This is a genomic window from Bradyrhizobium sp. UFLA05-108 (assembly GCF_059803455.1).
Genome location: NZ_JBANAZ010000216.1, coordinates 1 through 963 on the forward strand (window position 1 = coordinate 1; position 963 = coordinate 963).

Consider the following 963-nt stretch of genomic DNA (forward strand, 5'->3'; position numbering starts at 1 on the left):
GACTGAGTCACGCGGCCGGTCTAGCTCTCATGATCTCCGGCGCGATCTTGCTTGCGCGCGGAATGTGAAGTTCGGGAGGATGCGCGGCGTCCTCCCCGCCGAGCCATATTGCTGGATGATGACGACCGCCGATCTGCTCTCGATGATCTGCAACAGGATGCGCGGAGGTTGAACGGCAGCCCGCCCATCCCGACGGCAGAGCATGCGTGCTTTCCGGTCTCGCCGACTACCTCTCATCAAATCGGAAAATCTGTTTATCACCTTTGGCTGGTCACCAAAATCGTCGGCGGCGTTGACCATCCCGACGACTTTTACGACGCGCTTCACGTGATCCAGGCTACCAACTACGCACGAGTAATAGGGTTGCAAGTTTTCCCAGGGGCGACTTATTCCGATCGGCGGTCAGCTGCGCTCCCTTTTTGTTTCATGTTCATTGCAGGGGGTGTACCCCTCGATATTGACGTGGGCATGGTACCTAGGGAAGGTTTGAAAAGTTCTTTTCGAATTATTGTAGGCGTTCGAGCACGCGTGCGACCTGCGTTTCGGTCCATGCGCTCTTGCCGCGCGCGGTCGCAATGCCTTTTTCGGTAAGGCCAGTTGCAATGGCCTTCAGACTCGTTGCGCCCCCGCCTGTAACTCCGCAATGACTGGCGCGATATCTGCTGCCCTTGCCGCCGCACGTTCACTTAGCGCTTCGATAGCGAGCTTGCGGCCTTTGCGGTTGGCCTCACGCCGCGCTCTCCACCGCCCGGATCGGGGCCGCGCGCTACCCGGATCGGGGAATGTCCTCATTGGACACCTCATCGCCAGTTTCTGAGTCGACCTTCAGGTATTTGATGCGGTGCCCTGTCTGCCGGTTGAGTTGGTTGAACGAGATCTTCTCGCTTTCGGAAGTCGCGGGATAGAGCGCGACCGGACAGGTGACGAGGGACAGACGCAAGAAGCCTTTCCAATTGGCTCGAG

The 963-nt window shown here is 58.6% G+C and carries 1 protein-coding gene and 1 pseudogene; both read right to left on the reverse strand.

The annotated features are described in order from the left end of the window. Nucleotides 1-505 precede the first annotated feature (505 nt). Complete coding sequence (locus SO140_RS46070; RefSeq protein ID WP_498544217.1) at nucleotides 506-613, reverse strand: recombinase family protein; 108 nt, start codon at nucleotides 611-613, stop codon at nucleotides 506-508. Between the two features lie 168 nt (nucleotides 614-781). Then, nucleotides 782-963 (reverse strand): annotated as a pseudogene (locus SO140_RS46075) (Ku protein); the annotation flags it as partial.